Source organism: Tindallia californiensis, from assembly GCF_900107405.1.
Classification (GTDB): Bacteria; Bacillota; Clostridia; order Peptostreptococcales; family Tindalliaceae; genus Tindallia; species Tindallia californiensis.
The window spans coordinates 309,480-329,260 of record NZ_FNPV01000002.1; the positions used below are offsets into that span (position 1 = coordinate 309,480).

16 protein-coding genes and 1 riboswitch are annotated in these 19,781 nt (G+C 41.5%); of the genes, 5 read left to right on the forward strand and 11 right to left on the reverse strand.

Annotation, left to right across the window (positions count from 1 at the left end; genetic code table 11):
* The first annotated feature begins 166 nt into the window (after positions 1-166).
* The 3 genes from gap to mgtE all read left to right on the forward strand — a co-directional run bounded on the left by gap (position 167) and on the right by mgtE (position 3,736).
* The gene (gene gap, locus BLV55_RS03585; protein ID WP_093311207.1) at positions 167-1,183 is read left to right on the forward strand and encodes a type I glyceraldehyde-3-phosphate dehydrogenase; all 1,017 of its coding nucleotides are present in this window, start codon (positions 167-169) and stop codon (positions 1,181-1,183) included.
* 73 nt (positions 1,184-1,256) lie between these two features.
* A riboswitch (M-box (ykoK) riboswitch) is annotated at positions 1,257-1,427 on the forward strand.
* 116 nt (positions 1,428-1,543) lie between these two features.
* Complete coding sequence (locus tag BLV55_RS03590; protein ID WP_093311210.1) at positions 1,544-2,233, forward strand: MgtC/SapB family protein; 690 nt, start codon at positions 1,544-1,546, stop codon at positions 2,231-2,233.
* Positions 2,234-2,365: 132 nt separating this feature from the next.
* A complete protein-coding gene (gene mgtE, locus BLV55_RS03595) occupies positions 2,366-3,736 on the forward strand; it encodes a magnesium transporter (protein ID WP_093311214.1) in 1,371 nt (456 codons plus the stop codon).
* Between the two features lie 81 nt (positions 3,737-3,817).
* Here mgtE and BLV55_RS03600 read toward each other — a convergent pair whose 3' ends face one another.
* The 11 genes from BLV55_RS03600 to BLV55_RS03645 all read right to left on the reverse strand — a co-directional run bounded on the left by BLV55_RS03600 (position 3,818) and on the right by BLV55_RS03645 (position 17,416).
* On the reverse strand, positions 3,818-4,942 hold the full coding sequence (locus tag BLV55_RS03600) for a threonine synthase (RefSeq protein WP_207646014.1): 1,125 nt from the start codon (positions 4,940-4,942) through the stop codon (positions 3,818-3,820).
* Positions 4,943-5,052: 110 nt separating this feature from the next.
* A complete protein-coding gene (gene mutT / locus BLV55_RS03605) occupies positions 5,053-5,439 on the reverse strand; it encodes an 8-oxo-dGTP diphosphatase MutT (RefSeq protein WP_093311216.1) in 387 nt (128 codons plus the stop codon).
* A 44-nt stretch (positions 5,440-5,483) separates the two neighbouring features.
* Entirely contained in the window at positions 5,484-8,186 is a 2,703-nt protein-coding gene (locus BLV55_RS03610; protein WP_330386571.1) for a DEAD/DEAH box helicase, read from the reverse strand.
* The gene (locus BLV55_RS14920) at positions 8,155-8,661 is read right to left on the reverse strand and encodes a hypothetical protein (protein ID WP_330386567.1); all 507 of its coding nucleotides are present in this window, start codon (positions 8,659-8,661) and stop codon (positions 8,155-8,157) included. Before BLV55_RS14920 ends, BLV55_RS03610 begins: the two co-directional genes overlap by 32 nt.
* Before the next feature lie 210 nt (positions 8,662-8,871).
* Entirely contained in the window at positions 8,872-9,819 is a 948-nt protein-coding gene (locus BLV55_RS03615) for a YbgA family protein (RefSeq protein ID WP_093311219.1), read from the reverse strand.
* Positions 9,820-10,097: 278 nt separating this feature from the next.
* Positions 10,098-10,430, reverse strand: a complete 333-nt coding sequence (locus BLV55_RS03620) for a cupin domain-containing protein (RefSeq protein ID WP_093311222.1) — start codon at positions 10,428-10,430, stop codon at positions 10,098-10,100.
* A 1-nt stretch (position 10,431) separates the two neighbouring features.
* Positions 10,432-10,770, reverse strand: a complete 339-nt coding sequence (locus BLV55_RS03625) for a cupin domain-containing protein (protein WP_093311225.1) — start codon at positions 10,768-10,770, stop codon at positions 10,432-10,434.
* A gap of 139 nt (positions 10,771-10,909) precedes the next feature.
* Positions 10,910-11,665, reverse strand: coding sequence for an ABC transporter permease (locus tag BLV55_RS03630; protein WP_093311228.1), 756 nt, complete (start codon positions 11,663-11,665; stop codon positions 10,910-10,912).
* A complete protein-coding gene (locus tag BLV55_RS03635) occupies positions 11,640-12,677 on the reverse strand; it encodes an ABC transporter substrate-binding protein (protein ID WP_093311231.1) in 1,038 nt (345 codons plus the stop codon). The genes BLV55_RS03630 and BLV55_RS03635 overlap by 26 nt, the downstream gene beginning before the upstream one ends.
* Positions 12,610-13,383 carry an ABC transporter ATP-binding protein gene (locus tag BLV55_RS03640; RefSeq protein ID WP_093311235.1) on the reverse strand — a complete coding sequence of 258 codons (774 nt, stop codon included), beginning with the start codon at positions 13,381-13,383 and terminating at the stop codon, positions 12,610-12,612. Before BLV55_RS03640 ends, BLV55_RS03635 begins: the two co-directional genes overlap by 68 nt.
* A gap of 1 nt (position 13,384) precedes the next feature.
* The gene (locus BLV55_RS03645; RefSeq protein WP_093311238.1) at positions 13,385-17,416 is read right to left on the reverse strand and encodes an acyl-CoA dehydratase activase; all 4,032 of its coding nucleotides are present in this window, start codon (positions 17,414-17,416) and stop codon (positions 13,385-13,387) included.
* Positions 17,417-17,632: 216 nt separating this feature from the next.
* Between BLV55_RS03645 and BLV55_RS03650 the strand changes: the two genes are divergently transcribed.
* Entirely contained in the window at positions 17,633-18,307 is a 675-nt protein-coding gene (locus tag BLV55_RS03650; protein ID WP_143033162.1) for a Crp/Fnr family transcriptional regulator, read from the forward strand.
* Between the two features lie 111 nt (positions 18,308-18,418).
* Positions 18,419-19,645: a DUF4317 domain-containing protein gene (locus BLV55_RS03655; protein WP_093311244.1), complete on the forward strand. Its 1,227-nt coding sequence runs from the start codon at positions 18,419-18,421 to the stop codon at positions 19,643-19,645.
* Positions 19,646-19,781 lie beyond the last annotated feature (136 nt).

Here is a 19,781-nt window from a genome sequence, read left to right on the forward strand (position 1 = left end):
CCAAAGGATTACGTTAATTCTTTCATCGCCCCACAGTTGCATGACAAAAAATAGTTTTACTTCAAAAAAAAAGCTTAAATATGATACAATATGGATATGTAAATGTTGTGTATTATTTAACAAATATGATAAATGCAAGCTATGATGACAAAGGAGGAGTAAAGAAATGAAAACAAAAGTAGCTATTAACGGATTTGGAAGAATTGGTCGGTTGACCTTTAGACAAATTTTCAATAGGGATGATTTTGAAGTAGTCGCTATTAATGATCTGACTCAACCAGATATGCTGGCCTATTTATTAAAATACGACAGCACCCAGGGAGGCTTTCATAACCACACGGTTACTCACACGGATCATTCTATTACGGTAGATGATCATGAGATAGAAATCTATAAAGAGCCAGACCCGGCAAAACTTCCTTGGGCAAAGTTGGAGGTTGATTTAGTATTAGAATGTACTGGCTTATTTTGTTCCAAAGACAAGTCGCAGGCTCATATTAACGCAGGAGCCAAAAAAGTGTTGATCTCTGCCCCTGCTGGTAATGACCTTCCTACGATCGTTTATGGCGTTAATCACGAAATCCTTACTGCCAAAGATACTATTGTTTCTGCTGCTTCCTGTACAACAAACTGTCTTGCACCAATGGCTAAGGCCTTAAATGATTATCGGGAACTGCGAACAGGCTTTATGACTACCATCCATGCTTACACAGGCGATCAGATGATCCTGGACGGCCCTCATAGAAAAAATGACTTTCGACGTGCAAGAGCTGCCGCTGTTAATATTGTTCCTAATAGCACTGGTGCTGCCAAAGCTATCGGTCTCGTTATTCCTGAATTAGATGGCAAGCTCATGGGATCAGCGCAAAGAGTTCCTGTTGCAACAGGCTCTATCACTATTCTGGATGCTGTGCTAAAAGATTCATCAGAAACAGTTACTTTGGAAGGCATCCATGAAGCCATGAAAAAGGCTACTGATGACAGTTTTGGCTATACAGAGGAGCGTCTGGTTTCCAGTGATATCATCGGTATGACTTACGGTTCCCTTTTTGACGCAACACAAACCCTTGTCGCACGAAGTGGTACAGGAGTTTTCCAGGTCCATGTTGTTTCTTGGTATGACAACGAAATGAGTTATGTTCATCAATTGGTTCGAACAATGAGTCATATGGGAAATTTATAGATTCCTAAAAAAAATATTTTAAAAGCTTGACATTCATCATTTCCTCTGATACTATTCCTTTTGTATTAAAAAACAAATAATTCGTTAGGTGAGGCTCCTGAATGAACACAGGCTGCTGCCCAAAAATGTCCAGAGACGCCAATGGGTAGAACAGGCAAGATCGGCTTAAGGTCTGCTTAAGGTAGCTGATTTCCCCGGGAAATCTACGTCATTCAGTGCTAAAACTCAGACGAGGAGTTATCGTAATGCTACCCTTTTATTTCTAAAAAAGGATTTAGTTTTAGTGTGCATTAAACGACTCTTCGGAGTCGTTTTTTTATTTTATTTAATATCTTAATAATCATCAAGGAGGTGCTGGACATGATTTGGGTAGATTTTACAATCAGACTTTTAGCTGCTTTATTACTGGGTACGATGATCGGAGCGGAGAGGCAATGGCGACAGCGAATGTCCAGTCTAAGAACCAATGCCTTAGTTTCTGTAGGAGCTGCTTTGTTTGTATTGTTGTCTGTGATGGTGGAACAAGAAGCCAGTCCTACCAGAATAGCGGCTTCCGTTGTTTCAGGTATTGGATTTCTGGGCGGTGGCGTTATTCTGAGAGATGGCTTAAACATAAGAGGTCTCAATACAGCCGCCACGCTCTGGTGTTCAGCCGCTGTAGGCGTCTTAGCCGGTAGTGGGTATCTCATCGCTGCTTCCATTGGAACTTTTATGATTTTACTTGCTAACATTGGTCTTCGCTTTCTTCAACGAACCATTGCTCGAGAACATCTGAATCGTGAAGAATTAGAATTACCCTATCGGCTTAGAATTATATGTCATGAAAAAGATGAAGGGCATATAAGAGCCACGCTTCTGAACTTAATTAGCGAAGGTCCACTAGTAATGACTTCTCTTCAGAGTGAAGATGCCGAGTATGCCGGAAAAATTGAAGTCAACGCTGATTTGCTGGCAAGTCAAGGGCAACGACAGTCCATAGAAAAAATAGTAAGTCAACTGAGTCTGGAGGAAACGGTTTCGCTCATAAGTTGGAAAGTCCTTACGGATTAATCTAGGAATCGCTTACACTAAAATACTATTGAAAGGTGGTGGTGTTCATGCTTTCCTTATCAATTGACCCCGACCCGCACTTATGCACTTTATTACTATTAATAAGAAAAGAAAAAAGGAGTGTGATTCACAATGAAAAACATACTGGAAGCACTGAAGCTGATTCGGGAGTATTTGGACACCCGAAACATGGAAAAACTTAAAGAACTCGTCAATGATTTGGATTCTTTTGATATGGCTGACATAATTGATGTCATGGATCCAGAGAAACAGGTCATTGTCTTTCGAATGCTAAACAAAAACAAAGCATTGGAAGTATTTCACAACTTAGAGGTTAATGCTCAACAACAGCTATTAAAAGCTTTTACAGATGATCGAACAACCGAATTGTTTCAGTCTTTGGAGCCAGACGATCGAGTTCAGCTGATGGAAGAATTGCCAGCCGTGGTAGTTAAAAAACTGGTTTCTTTATTAGATGAGGAAGATCGAAAAATCACCATGGATTTAATGGGTTATCCATCTGAAAGTGCTGGACGGATTATGACCCCTAAATATGTTCGAGTTTCTAAAAACATGACGATTCTACAAGCTACTGAAAAAGTTCGAGAAGCTGGTAAAGAAAGAGAGCGAGAAGCCATTACCGATATTTATGTAACCGATGATACCCGAAAAATCGAAGGAGCAATTACCCTAAAGGACCTAATTATGGAAGAACCGAAAAGACTGGTAAAAGAAGTGATGAATGCAGATATCCGATGGGTTTCTACAGATACAGACCAAGAAGATGTCGCTAGAATGCTTCAAGACCGGGATCAGTTTTCGATTCCTGTCACAGACAAAGAAGAGCGATTAGTAGGTATTATCACTATCGACGACGCGATGGATATTCTGGAAGAAGAAACCACGGAGGATATTTATAATAAAGCGGGTTTGATCGATATTGCCAGTACAGAAACAGACCGAAGTCAACGGCTAGTAAGCGGCTCTATGGTAGATGTTTTCAAAGTTCGTCTGCCCTTCCTGATAGTGACGTTGATCGGAGGCCTGATCGCCGGAGCTCTTATCGAAGGATTTGAAGAAGCTTTAGAGGCTATCGTAGCCATTGCTTTTTTCGTTCCTGTTGTCATGGATATGGGTGGGAATGTAGGGACCCAGTCTTCCACTATATTTTCCAGGGCTCTGGTCTTAGGACAAATCGATATGAGTGATTTTTTCAAACATTGGTTACGAGAAGTGAAAATCGGTCTTTCTATGGGTATTATAATGGGTGTCGTAGCCGCTTTTCTTGGAGGCCTTTGGCAGGGCTGGGATTTAGGTCTTGTAGTAGGAACTGCTTTGGCAGCTACCATGACCATTGCAACAGCACTCGGTTTTTTGATTCCGTACATTCTTTATAAAAGTGGCTTTGATCAGGCAGCCGGATCCGATCCTTTCATCACTACCATCAAAGATATTTCCGGTCTTCTTATTTATTTCTTTTTAGCCTCTACTTTTTTACTATAAACGAGATTCCTTATCTTCTGGCAGAGTTTTGCTCCAACAGAAGATAAGGGTATGCTCTCTATCAGTAGATTGTCTAAGCGGTTAGAACTTTTGGTGTTTATCAGATTTCAATCCAGCACCACACATCGGTATTAGGCAGTCTTTTAGTGGTCCATTTATTTCAATATATTTCAGATAGGCTGCATAGGTAGCCGCCGTAGTGTGTTCAACATAAATCCCTTTTTTTGCTAAAGCATTTCTTGCTTCTAAAATGCGGTGCTCCGGTGCTGTTACTACTTCTATCTTATGATGATAAATAGATGCTAGTATTTCTTTACCTCTCATTGGAGCACCAATAGCAATCCCCTCTGCTAAAGTAGACGTAGGGTTTAACAAAATGGCTTCTTTTTCCTTTGTGATCGTTGCCCGATAAATAGGTGCACAGTTTTCACTCTGCACAGCAATGATCTTTGGCATCTCTTTAATAGCCTCGCTTTCTATAAACTCCTTCAACGCTTTGACTACTCCAATAAATAAAGTTCCATTCCCTAAGGGTATAAAAATGGTCTCTGGTATTCTCCCCAGTTGTTCATAAACTTCATAAATATAGGTTTTTGTTCCTTCGAAGAAAAACGGATTATAGACATGACTGGCATAGTGTACTTCTGCTTCTTTGACTTTTTTTCTGCACGCATCAGCACAACGATCCCTGTTTCCCGGAACTATTCGAACCTTAGCTCCATGTGATTGAATCATGCTTATCTTTTGTTGGGATGTTCCTTCCGGAACAAAAATTTCACAGGCAATACCTGCTTTTCCACTATATGCCGCCACACTGTTTCCGGCATTTCCACTGCTATCTTGCACTACGGATTCAATTCCTATTTTTTTCGCATGAGCTATCATTACAGCCGCACCTCTATCCTTAAAAGATAGCGTAGGCATGAAATAATCCATTTTCATTTTTACATTTTCATTTAATGAAATAATAGGTGTCATTCCTTCTCCTAAACTAATCTGCTGCCAAGTCTCTCCCTCTATCGGCATAAATGCCCGATAGCGAAAAATATTCCAGCATTGTGTATCAATAAGAGAAAGATGAAATTTAGGTGGTCGATAATCAATATTCCAAAGGCCGCCACAGATACAGGTTGATTTCAACGTATCTACTGGCACCTTTCTGTCACATTGGTAACAAGAAAAAGCAATTTCCCCATGTTGCTTCAATGAGCATACCTCCTATTTTCCTAAAGAAAGTTCATTGCTAACGAGATTCCTTCCTGCATCCTATTAATCGTTGACATGCCACATTCACTTCTCTACCTTTATTGTTCGAATTAGTCTGTGTTTATAAGATTCTCAATCATCGGCAAATCCGCCGGAGCCATGAGATAATCCAACAGCTCTTCCGCAGCAACCCAAGCCATCCGGTCGTGTTCCTTCAGTTGAATATCACCGGAAAGAAGAGCAGTTTCGTAAAGCATCAAGTGAACGGTAAAAGTATCGTAAGTATGAGTGGTCTCCCCCAGCTGTTTTCCCACTTCAACCGTTATATTCATTTCTTCTTTCAATTCCCGTTTCAAGCTTTCCTCCGGGCTCTCATTTTCTTCAATCTTTCCTCCTGGAAATTCCCAGTAGCCAGCCAAATTTTTTCCTGGCGGGCGGCGAGCAATGAGGATTTTATTGGATTCGTTTCTGAGAATGGCTGCGGTTACATGGATCATCGGGATGGCTCCTTTTCTAGGTTATTTGCTTTAACATAAAAAACCTACAATATATTCTTATTTGCTTTCGGTAGAAAGTACGGAGGTATTTCTTCTTTCAACCGCCATACAAAACTCATAGGTGCTTCACCGGAATGTTCCACATAATCAGCTCTTCCAAGAAAAACAAAAGCCATTGGGTACCCATTTTCTTTTTTTGACTCGCGAGCAAAAAGGACAATGTGATTTCCTTTTTCTTGATGACTAATATATCTTTTTGCTGTCGCATGATGTGATCGTGTTCTGCTCTGGGTTTGCCAGTGGAATAGTATTTCATTTATGGCATAATCTTCATAAAGTGTCGAAGGCGAAAAGTCTTTTTCTGACTTATTCAGCGTAATCAAAAACAAATCTGTTTGAAGGTCATCGAAATGCTTTACTCCTTCTCGAAAAGCTGGACACTTTTCATTGTTGTAATAACCAAAAGCTGCCAAAATCTGACTGGTAGAGTATCTTGCATGTACCTTTAACGGACAATCAAAACCCAACACATGGTCAATTTCCACAATTTTAACATCTTCATATAATGCATCTACTAACTCTCTCATTTCTTTGTTAACTAAATCATCCTTAAAAAGCGCTTCGACTCCTTCGTATAAGCTCTCAAATCCTTCTTTAAGAGGTGTTTGATGAAAGAAACTATAAAAAACCATCGCAACTTCTTTCTCATGCTTTTCGTGACGAAGGATAGATCTATCTTCCAGTGCATTGTCGATGAACGTTAGAAAGCTTGCAGAATCTATGTGAAAAAAGGCACTAAATCGTTTTTTGTTGTTCATTAGTTCCTCAAAATCACTTTTTCTCGATGGAAGATCTAAAGCTTCTTCCTTCATTCGAGTAAAAATACGATTTTTCGTTCCACTACCACCATAAAAGTCTACCATCCTCAACTGATAATGGTTCAGAAAGTTCTTTAGGGTTAAGGTTTTTCCGGTATCTTCTTCGAAAAATTTCATCTGAGTGATCAATGATAAACGATTCCGAGCCATGTTATTTATATTCCGAAGCACGTATTTCTTCGCCTGCTTTTCAAGCTGTATGTAGCATCCTCTTGGCAATTTCGAAAAGCCATTTTCCAGATAATACTTGACCGAGTGTTTGGTTTTTCCAATAAGTGCCCGAAATTTTTCTTCAAAATTATAATTTTTATGGGCCTGTCCTACAAAGTCCAATACGGTTAGACATTCTTTTCCATCTGCTAACCGAAGCCCACGGCCTAGCTGTTGAAGAAATACCGTTAAACTTTCTGTCGGGCGAAGAAATAACACAGTATTGAGCTCAGGCAAATCAACACCTTCATTGTATAAGTCTACTGCAAAAATAAACTTGATATCTCCTCTTAGCAGTTCTTTTTGCACATTTCTTCGTTCTTCTTTTTCTACCTGTGCATAAAGAGCCTTAGAAGCTATTCCAGCTTCATTAAACTTGTTTGCCATATACTTGGCATGCTCGATACTGACACAAAAGCCTAATCCAATAATCTCCTCTATATTCGTAACATACCGATCTAAACTCCGAAGTATCTCCCGAACACGTACATCATCTCCAATTAGAACACTTTCCATTTCTGCAACATCATACCCACCACGCTGCCATTTTAGCTGAGAATAATCAATGGTATCTGAAACAGCAAAGTACTGAAATGGCGATAATAATTTTCGATCAATAGCTTCTGGCAACCTCATTTCACTGGCTATACGGTCGTCAAAATATTCCAAAACGTTTTTCCCGTCCATCCTTTCCGGAGTAGCTGTAAGCCCAAGCAGAATGGAAGGGTTATAATGGTTTAAGAGGTCTTGATAGGTTTTAGCCGCTGCACGATGGAATTCGTCAACAATAATAAAGTCATAATAACAACTACTGGTTCTATTTATCATTTCCCTGCTGTTAAAACTCTGTATGCTGATGAAAAGATGGTCCATTTGTTCCGCCTGATTTCCCGCCACGTGTAAGTCACCAAAATCCGGTTCTCTCAGGATTTGCCGAAAGGTCTGCATACTTTGCCTTAAGATCTCTTCACGATGAGCTACAAATAGTAGCTTGTTAGCTCCAGGGTTTTGTTTATAAAACCGTTTATAATCAAAAGCAGCTATCACTGTTTTACCGACACCCGTAGCGGCTACCAACAAATTTCGGTAGCAATTATGAATATCTCTCTCCGCTTGAAGTTCTTCAAGGATCTCTTTTTGATATGGGTAAGGGGTGATGGTTAGAAAGCTCATCCATCCCGCTTTTTCAGATCTTTTCGATTGACTTAGTGCCTCTTTTAGCTGTTGGCGATGGCTATCTTCTTCTACGTTAAAATGAGTGAATTCATTATCATTCCAATAACTTTCAAAGGTAGCTTCACATTTTTTAATAATATCAAAGGAGTCTTTTTCAGTTACTTTCAGATTCCATTCTAAACCAGAAGTTAACGCTGGATTAGATACATTGGATGAACCAATATATACCGTTGAAAACCCAGTTTCTCGTTGAAACATATAGGATTTTGCATGGAGCCGAGTTCTTTCGGTATCATAGGATATCTTTATTTCGGTGTTGGGTAATTTACTTAATGCTTCAACCGCCTTGTAGTCTGTAGCTTCCATGTAAGAAGTTGTAATAACTCGCAGTTTCCCACCACGATTTGCAAAGGTCTTCAACTCATCCATTAAACACCTTAAGCCGCTCCATTTAATAAAGGATACCAAGCCAATCAATGGCATCACTTGAAAGGATTTCCTTCTTTAATTCTTCCATTATGTTTGGCTCGTAATGCGAACCTGTAAACAGTGAGCTCTCGGAAATGGGTGTTACTGGTCGAATTTCTTTGCGTTCACTTAACCCAGCAGGATGGTTGAGTTTTTCGTATACAGAAGTAAGGATTTCTCCCTGCTCCCAGATCTTTAGCTCTTCAAATTCCTCTTCCGGAAGTGCATCAGCCAACTGATCAATGATTTCGTTGCACAGCTTCACCTGCAATGCCAAGGAATCATCTTCACGATTATCCTTATCCCGTACATGATGAAGGGCTTTTCGCGTTACCTCATAAATATAAGCTGCCAGTTTTTTTCTCCCTTCTTCGACATCAATGGTTTCGATATTTATATAATAAGCGTCTGGATCCTTCTTTTGCAGAAGATCTAACGCATCATGTATTTTTTTCGTTATCACTTGTTCGTAGATTCCTTGTTTTAGCATGGGTTCACCATCCTGATTGGTTAATAGCTAGGGTAATAGCTTCGCTTGAGTCCATAGTAGAGATCTACGTATCCCATTATAATTCAAGCTTCAAAAAGTGATGTTCTTTAGGTTTAATCTCATCAAGGCTGACCACCCTTTTCCTCGGGTCAGGCATTGAGCATTCCATGATGTGAAAAAAGCCAATCCACCTCCTGTTCAGCAGGTTTTTTACCCAAAATTACGAAGCATTAATTCACTGGGATGTGGATTTAAGTAGCGTTGTTTTATTAAATATTCCTTTTCATATTTTCTAATGAAATGGTTTAAAAGGGTCAGGGGAACCACTAATGGCACCTCTCTTCGGTGATAACGTTCCACAAGCTCCAACACCTCTTGCTTTTCCCAAGGGCTCAACTCTTTTTTAAAGTACCCTAGGATATGGTGTAAAACATTGGTATTTTTTTTCACCGTGGCATGGAAAGTAAGACCTTCTAAGTATTCTTTTTCAAACTTTGCAAACAACTCCTCTTTTGGAATAGTACTTCCAAGAGCCGTTATCTTTCCAAGGGTTTTATAGTGCTCTACACTGTGGGCCATCATCAGCATTTTTTCTCTTGTGTGGTATTCGACAAGTTCTCCTACACTGGGATCTTTTTTTAAGAACTCCTTCCATCGGTGATGGGCAAAGACTCTTACGATAAAATTTTCCCTTAAATGAGGGTCGTTCAGTCTTCCGTCCTCCTCAGCAGGGATGTTTGGGAAAGCCTTTTTATAGGCTGCAGCGAACATTCCACTTCCCTTACCAATAGGATTTCCGTTTTCATGGTAAATTTTCACACGATAAAGCCCGGAGCTTGGAGAATCTTTCTTAAAAATAAAACCATGAAGCTCTTTTTTCTCTAGCATGGGGAGTTTTTTGTCAATATAGGATTTCATCATCGGAGTCTTATCCACCCCGGTTTTGTTAGTCAAAAGCCTATGATTCTCTTCGTCTCCTACAAGACGCATTGCCTCTCTTGGAGTAGGCATTCCGGATTCCTGTTCAGGGCATACAGGGTAATACTCAAAGTATTCCCCTAAAACATCCCTGACATACCGATCCAGCTTATGACCTCCGTCATATCGCACAGATTCTCCTAAAAGACAGGTGCTAACTCCGACATTAATTTTCGACATGTTCTTTTACCTCCTTCCCAACTCGTCCCTCCAACGTTTCTACCGGCATCTTTCTGTCACATTGGTAACAAGAAAAAGCAATTTTCCCATGCTGTTTCAATGAGCATACCCCCTGTTCTCCTAAAGAAAGTTCATTGCTAACGTAACACCCTTTTCTATCCGTTATTCTTCATAATCGTATTATAGCATAGGAGTCATGATAGCGTCCTTTTATTCGCACTTAAAAACTCACTCCCTTCTCTTGGCCGAGGATCGGAGTGAGTTTTCGATGTTGCTCTTTATTTCACCAGTATATTGAAACTTTTTGCATCTTCCAATACTTCTATGCCATACTCCACGTTGCTTGGAATCACCATCATCTCTCCGGTACTTAGGATTTTTTCTTCATTCTGTCGATAAAGAACTTTCAGTTTTCCCTGGTACACATAAATAATGCTGTCTTCTTCCTGAAACTCCTTGCTGATGCTCTCTCCTTTTGCGTAAGAAAAAAAACGTATGTCTGTATGATCCGTTGTACAAATTGCCTTGCTGGCAATAGTGTTTTTGCTGTTAGAAATGATTTGATTAATAGAAAGAGGCAACAAAGCTTCAATGTTTTTAACCACTTTCATCTTATTTCTCCTTCCTGACCACCATCAGAAGCATTTTCATATCTTCCTTCGCCTGCACCTGATGAGAAATACCAGAGGGCATCAGCACCATCTGACCCTTTACGGCTTCCTGAGTTTCTTCGCCAATAGTTACACTGGCTACGCCCTGGTGGACATAGATGAGTGCGTCTCCGTTGGCGGTGTGAGGACCTACTCCTTCTCCTTTTCCAAAGGCCAGCAAGGTAATACCAACGCCTTTTTCTTGAGCTAAGGTCTTGCTTTCAATTTCTCCCGGCTTGCAGTTCACCATTTCATCAAAGTTCACCGCTTTAGCTTTTGCAATGTTTTTAATTAGTTCCATTAAAATCCTCCTGTTCTTCTTGTTTATATATGTTGATATAAATTATCAATTACTATTAAGTTACTACCCTATCTTTCCCTGCAAAATCAGGTTGCAGACGGGAAAATCCAGAGCTGTCCACATTGCCTCTTTTCACCGCTTATCCTTGGTCTGCTTTTTTGAATTTCATCAGTCCGATAGAGGCTTCCAAAACGGCGGCCAATATTACTGTGATGATGGCCCATGCAAATACTCCTGCCGTGTTCAGGTGAACTCTTTCTATTTGAAAGCTGGTTCCTATGGAAAGCGCCGGCTGACTCAGAACCTCTGCCGCTACTATAATTTTCAGATTCAAACCCATGGCGGCCGTCATGGCACTTTGCAGGTATGACGTCATGGATGGAAGGTAGAGATCTTTCAGTCGCTGAAACCCCTGGATTTCATACAGATTCATCATTTCGATCAGCTTTCCGTCCACATTGCGAATCCCCTGAACAATGCTTTCATAGAGAATGGGAAAAATAACTACAAAACCCACCAGAATAGGCGCTTTTTCAGAGTCCAGCCATATCAGAGCAAGAAGGATGATGGCCATGGTTGGTACCGCCCGATTGATTAAAACCAGAGGTTTGAGTAAGTGGTAGACGGCTTTTGAATATCCTGCTGTAATTCCAAGGCCAAGACCGCAGGTCAGTGCGATGAAAAACCCAATAACGGCCCGCCGAAGGGTGTTCATGATAATCAGTAAAAAGTTTGGCAGTGTTATGATTCGGACTATTTCAACCAGAGTGCTGGCCGGTGAGGGAATGATGATTTCCCTGTCCACAGCCATGGCCAACATTTGCCAGACCAGGAGAAGGATCACCGTCGAAAGCATCTTCAGTCTAATGCTATTTTTCCATATAGAAGTTGTCATCCAGCTCTTTCCCCCCTACCGTATCAGGAGCAGCTTCCAGAAGAACACGGATATAAGCTTCAATAGAGGGTTTAGCTTCGGATGCATGCTGATACTCTATGTTCATTCGTTCAAGCCCCTGAACCACTGCACCTTTTCGCATACCTACTTCAAGTTCCTCGCTGTATTCACTAGCCAGTACGCGATTTTCAAACAACCAGGCGATACTGCTTTCGTACTCTTCCAGGAAGGCATCTACAAATTCTCTTTGATTATCGATCAAATCTCTGCTGATAATCAGTGATGCCTGAGGATAAGAACTATTTCCTTCATTCAGACGGCTCCATTCCTCTTGCAGGTCGTATAGAACCACTGCATCTTCACGGTTCATTAATATATTAGTCAGTGCTGGTTCAGGAATGACTGCCAAGTCAATTTGTTCGGCAATAAATGCCGGAGCCAACTCTGTTGCTCCACCCATGTAATGCAGGTTTACATCCTGCTCCGGATCAATTCCGTTTCCGGACAGTACGTGCCTCAGTATGATGTCCGGAGTAAGGCCGCGACCCAAAGTATGAATGTCTTTTCCTTTCAGATCCTCCCATTGATCAATTTCTTCGCTGCCAACCATGTAGAGAACTCCCCATACGCTGGAGGCCGCCAGCTGAAAATCAGCTCCCTGGTGGTACAGAGAAACCGCCAGATTTGTGGGGACAACGGCAATATCCACTTCTCCGGATAGGATTCGAGAGGCCATCAGGTCCGGAGACTGTACAGATTCGTACTGAACGTTTACATGATTCCCAAAAGAAGGCTGCTCCTTAAACATTCTGATCATGCTCAGTGTGGGCGCACCAGTGGGAGCTGCCACTTTCACACTGATTTTTTCTGCTTCTTTCGGCTCTTCTGCGGCTTCTTCCTGAATACCCGTTACTATTTCCTGATCTTCCGCTACCTGGTTATTGTTACTGCAAGCAGCAAAGGAGCTTATCGTTAATACCATTATTAATACGATCATTAGCACTTTTTTCATGATGACACGTCCTTTTCTTTTTATTTGTCATTCCGTCAATAATGATTTCTCTGGCCCTTACCAAATCATTGTCCGTAAGAGTCCTCTGACTTTGAGGTGTTTTGATTTCAATCACTTGATCTACAGTGCAGGGGTTTTTTCTCAGAAGAATGATCCGGCTGCCTAAAAGAAGAGCTTCATCAATTTCATGGGTGACAAAGACCACCGTGTTTCCCCATTTTGTCCATAGATCCTGCAACATTTTCACCATGTTCATCCGAAGGTCGTAATCCAGAGATTTAAAGGGCTCATCCATCAGAAGCATCTCAGACTGATAATGGTAGGCTCTGGCTATGGCGCATCGTTGCCGCATTCCTCCACTTAGCTGATGCGGATAACTTTTTTCGAAGTTTTTCAGCCCCACCATTTCAATCAGATCTCTTATTTCTGATGGATGTCCTTTCTTTTTTACCATCCGGATATTTTCTTCCAGCGTTTTCCAGGGTAACAGACGGTCTTCCTGAAAGACATAGCCAATTCTCTCCTTCTTACCGACAATTTCTCCCTGATCTGGCGTTGTGATGCCGGAAATCATGTTCAACAGGGTTGATTTCCCGCAGCCGGATGGTCCCAGAATGCAGGTGATTTCCTTTTCTTTTATCTCCAGATGGAAGTCCTCCAGCACCTTCAAATCTGCAAAGCATTTTGACAGGTTTTTTAGAATCATCCTAGGCACCCTTCCTTTCGTCTTCCTTCTGCTTCATTTCATCTTTCTTCCGCTTCTTTTGCTCCTCCTCTTCCTGCTCCTTCAGCCTATAGTAGATAAAAGATCCCAGCTTTGATTTGTCTGTCTCGTTTTCGTCCCCATCAAAGGTCATATGCAAAGGGGGCGTATTGTTTTTTAGAAGTTCTTCCTCCTGCAGGATCGTCAGGATGGTATCCGTATTCTCGTACATGGATGCAATTATTAACATTCCCATATCATCTCCGACTCCGCCGGAAGCTTTTGCAATCCGATAGCGACCATTGCCTCCTGCAAAATATTTAAGACTGCTGTTTGCTCGTTGCAGCAATGCTTCTGGTTGTTCCTCAAAGGGGCTTTCTTCTTTAAGAACGAGATGAATTCGCTTAATGTATGCTTCCAGTTTCTTCAGTTCTTGATGGGCTGAATGCTGATTTTTATTGATTCCCTGAGCAAGAAAGTCTTTCCATAGAAACCAGAGGCTTTCGCTAAGTGGCTGGCAGCGCAGGCGGATGCCTTTCTTTTCAACTACTTTGCTTAAATCATTGTTTAGCAGCGGGTTAAATAATATTCCCGTTTCACCCACAAGTCTTAAGGTTTTCCGGCTGTGCTCCTTCTGATGCAGGCTTCTGATTTCAGCTGCCACATTTTCCAGTTTATCCATGCTCAGGCTTTTATTACGGATTAAATAAAGGAAAGTGTTCTCATACTCACGCTTCCTGTTTTCAGGTGCCAGGTGAACCAGATCTCCGGCCAACATCAGCAGGAAGAGGTCATCTATAATTGGTTTTTCTTTGATCAGGTCTTCTACAAAAGGTGCCAACACCTTCAAATCTTCAAAACCTTCGCTATTCAGCTTTTCTCTGATCAGCTGATGGTACTGTCCTCCCGCTTCCGCTCCTTCAGTAGTGGGGATGACAAAGCCTATCTGCGACTTTTCCCCGTCTGTCTCCCTGGCCTTTGCCAGCACATCACCCAACAGGGCGGTAAAGGATAGATATTCCTTCGTCAGCGTCTTTTTCCGGCCAATATCCAGGGTTCTTTTGCTGGTTTTGGGGAGTACTTTTATGTGATATCCTTTCTGCTGAAGGAACTTCGCTAATAAATGGCTGTAGCTGTCCATATAGGGGATATACCATTCTGTTTCTTTATCCAGCTCTCCAAAAGACATTTTCATATTGAGGGAAGTCTTCTCTCGGTTCGTTCCATATTCTTTCAGACTCAACGCCTTTTCAGACTCTGTTTTTTCAGATTTCAGAGCATTAATGAAAGCTTCCAGACGGGTTATGACCCCCACCGTCGAGCAATGTTCGTCTACCTCCAGGTGCAGGTAGGGTTTCTCTCCCATTTCAGCTTTTACCAGGTGTACCAATGCTGTATCCGGTCCACAGCCATGATTGGTCAGGTAGATAGGATACAGGTTGGGATGCTCTTTAATGATCCGAATCCCGGACAGAATATGCTGGCCAAAGGGCCAGTACATATTTGGGTATTCCTCAGATGTATCATAATCATGGGCAGGCAGGTTGGATAGGGTTAGCACTTTGTGGCCCATGGCTTCCAGCTTTTCAGGAATCCCCATGTTCAAAACCGGATCTGTAATTCCGTAGGCTCTGGTGACAATAACAAAGGCTTTTTCCTGATCTTTCAGTTCCCTCACAGTCTTCTCACCAAGCTCTTCTACCTTTTTTTCAAAGGATTTAAAATGCATCATCCCTTTGGCTAAGGCCGCACTTGTCTGGATTTTGTTTTTTCCCAGCTTTTCTCCTAGCTCCATCAACACCTTCATCATATGCCGCTTGCCAAAATCAAAAGAAAGCTCCGGTGTCAGAAGGGTTATGCCTTTTTTCTCCGGTTCCATCATCTTTTCTACCAGTTTAGGGATGCACTGCATATATACGCAGCCATAATTCTGTCTTGTTTGGGAGACAGGATGCGCCATGGTGTGAAGGGAAGGCAGAAACAGGTAATCCACGTTTTGTTCCATCAATTCTGCCACATGACCGTTAATCAGTTTAACCGGATAGCAAGTTTCCTCTATGGAGTGTTCCTGGCTTCGTTCCACAGTTTTTTCATCGCTTTTGTCAGAAAGCACTACATTCAGCCCCAGTTCCCTGAAATAGGTGTTGAAGAGAGGGAAGAGTTTATGCAGAAACAGCACTCTGGGAATGCCTACTGTCTTCTGGCGGGGATTTCTCTCCGAGTTGTAGCCTTCCAAATAATAACGCTCTACTTCCTGAAACACTCCCTGTTGCTTTGGATGCACCGAATTATTTTCTTCTGTATCAAAGGCTCTTCCCATTCTTTCCTGAGCCAGAATTGCCGCTCCGTAAGCTCCTGTCACACTGAAAAACGGTGGAACCTCAATCGTTTTTCCCAGTATGGAACGAAAAGCGTTCACTACAGCCTGATTATAAGCCACGCCTCCCTGGAAAAAAATTTTCTTTCCCATAGTTTTTCGCCCCACCACTTTATTAAGATAGTTATTGGCGATGGAATAGGATAAGCCGGCAGCGATATCCGCCATTTCTTCGCCTCGACTGAGAGCTCCTGCAATATTGCTTTCAATAAAAACCGTGCACCGATCTCCCAGATCCACCGGACTTTCTGCGGAGATAGCTAAATCTCCGAATGCTTCCATGGGGATGTCCAATTTTTTAGACTGCTCTTCGATAAAAGAACCCGTTCCGGCGGCACAGATTTTATTCATTTCAAAGTCCACCACAGCGCCTTTATCCATTTTGATAAACTTGGAATCCTGCCCTCCGATTTCAATAATGGTATCCACTTCCGGGTCTATACTGTGTGCCGCTTTGGCCTGTGCTGTGATTTCGTCTACGATGGTATCAGTTCCCACGTGCTTTCCTGCCAGATGTCTTCCGGAGCCGGTAGCGCCAGCGCCTCGTATCCGGAGGGGGCCGCTCACTTCTTTTTTAATCAATTCGATTCCCTGGTTTACAGCGGCAATAGGGTCACCTTTGGTTCTCAGGTATTGATGACTGATAACCCGCTGCTGCTCATCCATGAATATCACATTGGTGCTGGTGGAACCGATGTCCATCCCCAGAAAACCAGTAAGGGGCTGGTTCCGGCCCGGGGAATGACTGAGATGTTTGTTCTTACTATCAGCTTTACCGTAAGATCCCAGCGGCGAGAACTTTACGCCATCCGCTGCCTGCTCTTCCCGGTGGATGTTGGCTGTAGCCGAACGCAGTATTTTCAGATCTAAATGAGCTTTTTCCTTTAGCCCCAGGCTTGCAGCTCCCAGAGCCGAAATGATTCCGCTATTTTCCAGAAGAATCATATCATCGGATTCAAGCTTTAATACGGATTTCAGGGCTTCCAATATGGCCTGATTCTTTCCGACGCCTCCAGTCACCAGGATCGGCTTTTGGACAGGATGCTTTTTGATGACATTGGCACGATAGTTTTTCACCAGCGCATAGGCAAGCCCTCTTAAAATATTGTTAATCGACTGTCCTTCCTGTTGGTGGTGAATGATATCTGTTTTGGCAAAAACGCTGCATCGGCCTGCAATCCTTGGGATTTCCGTTGCTTTTTCTGCCAGAGGGGCGTAGTCTTCCAGTTTCATCCCCAGCCGGGACACCTGTTCTTCCAGGAAAGAACCGGTACCGGCAGAACAGTTGCTGTTGATGGAGATGGTTAGTCCTGAAGCTTTTTCCTGCAGTCTGGTAATGTATTTTGAGCTTTGTCCTCCAATTTCGATGATGGATTGAGCCCGTCCATCGGTGATTCGGCTGCCTTCCACCAAAGCAGTTACTTCATTCATTCCACAGATGCCGCCGGAGTTTACCAGTGCTTTAACGCTTTGACCGGTTGCCCCGCCAAAATGTATTTTTCCTGGATATTTTTCTGTTAAAGCGTCAATGAAGTCCTCTGCCACTTCTTTTGTTCTTCCTTTATGCAATACATAGCTGCTTTTCAGTATCTCCAGATCTTCATTAATCAGGACCCCCTTAAAGGCAGAATATCCTATATCGATTCCCACACTATACATCTATTATCCTCCTTAATACGCCTACATCAATTGACATCAATTATCATTATTGTTTATAATAGGTATATCATAACAGGAAATGTACAAAAAAAATGTATCCAGGGATACACTTTGAGAACTTTTCTCATTTGCTTTTGCTAAAATTATGTCTTTCATTTTGGAAGACAATTCTTCTTGAAGAAAGAAGAATTCTTTACTACAGAAAAGAGTGATAATATGGAAAAAATGCTCTCAGGCCTTGGCGGCTGTGTCCTCTTTCAGCATTTGACGGAGGATGAGATGATGGAGCTTTTATCAGCCGTTGAATATCGGGTTCGCATCTATGAAAAAAACGAAGTGATTTTCAGCCCTCATCAAAGGGCCGATACTCTGGGGATTCTTCTGGAGGGAGCCGTAGACGTCCAGAAGATTTTTTCCTGCGGCAAAACCGTTACCGTTAATCGCAGATTTGCTCCTGATCTTATCGCTGACGCATCTATCTTTGCTGATATTCAGCGCTATCCATCCAATATTATTGCCAGCGAAAAATCAAGACTACTTCTGATCAACCGCCAAAATCTTCTTGCTCTTTTTACCCGGAATGAACCAATCATGGCAAGCTTTTTACAATCCGTATCTAACCGGGTTCTTATGCTGAATAAATCCATCGATATTCTTTCCATAAACTCTGTCTCCTCTAAAATTGCCTGGTATTTAATCGATCAATATAATGAACAACACCGTTCCTGCATTCAAATGATATTTTCAAAAAAAACATTAGCTGAACATTTGAATGTTTCGAGAACTACCCTATCCAGAGAACTAAAAAACATGGAAAAAGAAGGGATTATTTCTTTCAATCGTAAATGCATTCAAATTCTTGACATCGAAAAACTTGAAAACTTTTGCTGACCCTAAACATCCACCACGCTTTTTGACTAGCATAGGATTTCTTCGCTACAAAAATATGCTATAATAGGTTCGTTGTCTTAAAATCTTATCCGTTAAAAAAGGAGCTTTACAATGCAAAAACAAGATATTCTTGAGCTGAAGAAAAGATATAAAAAAGATGAGTGCACTTTTACAAAAGTATGTGGATGTTACGTCAATAGTGAAAAACATAAAATACTTCAATTTAGAGAAAGTTTTCTCAATCTGGAAGAAGATGACGCTTTTAAGTATATGGATATTGTCCGAAAAGTGTTTTCTGGCACAGTAGATAATCATCTGTTGGAATTACAATTTCCTTTAGATGAAAACTTGGAAAATCCAAAACAGACCTTTTTCTATCAATTAAAAAAGAGTCAACTAAGAGATGACGAACTATTGGACTCTCTTTATCAATCCATCATTGACGAATTTCCTCAGGAAGGAAACTATTTAATTTTACTTTTCCATGATGCTTATGATGTGATCACCAAAACTTCTGACCGCTCCAAATTAGACGAGTCCGAAGAAGTATATGAATACATTTTGTGTGCCATCTGTCCTGTTTCATTAAGCAAGCCTGGCCTTCGATATTTTGAAGAAGAGCAAAAGATTAAAGCTCGTATCCGCGATTGGGTTGTCGAGAAACCAACCATCGGGTTTGTTTTTCCTGCTTTTATTAATCGAAGTGCAGATGTGAATGCGATTATGTATTACACTAAAAACCCCAAAAATCCTCATCTATCAATGATGGAAGAAGTATTGGGTTGCACTCCGAAACAAACCGCCGCAATTCAAAAGGAATCTTTTCAAATGATCGTCAAGGACTCAATGGGACCGAATGAAGAAATAGGCGAAAACGCCTTATTAGAAATTCATAGTGCTCTGGAACATATGGTGGAAGAACACGAAACATTATTTGATGGTGGAAAGGAAGAACCTTTACGCTTATCTAGCAAAGAAATAAAGCAATTGTTGATTGATAGTGATCTCCCTGAAGATGTGATTCCTAAAATTGAAACCTCTTATCAGCAGTGTTTTGAAGAAGATTTTCCCATTGCCCAAAACCTTATTGATTCCAAAATAGCCAAAGCAACTGAACAACGAGAAAAAGAACTTAAGCTACAAAAACAAGTGATTACTTTGCAGGAAAAGCTAGAAAACACGATACCTCAATCAAATGAAGAGGATGTCGTTCTTCATGTTAACCCTGAAAAAGCCTCTGCCATTACTTCTCAAGAAATCAATGGCCAACGCTGTCTGGTTATACCGCTCGATGAAAATGAGCATGCTATTATTAACGGACAAGAGCATTCTTTCTAAAAAAAAGCTTGTGGAGAGCACCTATTGTGTATGCTCCCCGCAAGCTTTTTTGTTCTCTTGCTTATTTTCTTAGAAACAGTTATGCTAAAATGAGATTATTTCAAACTTATTTTTATTCATCCGAAAGGTTTGTGAA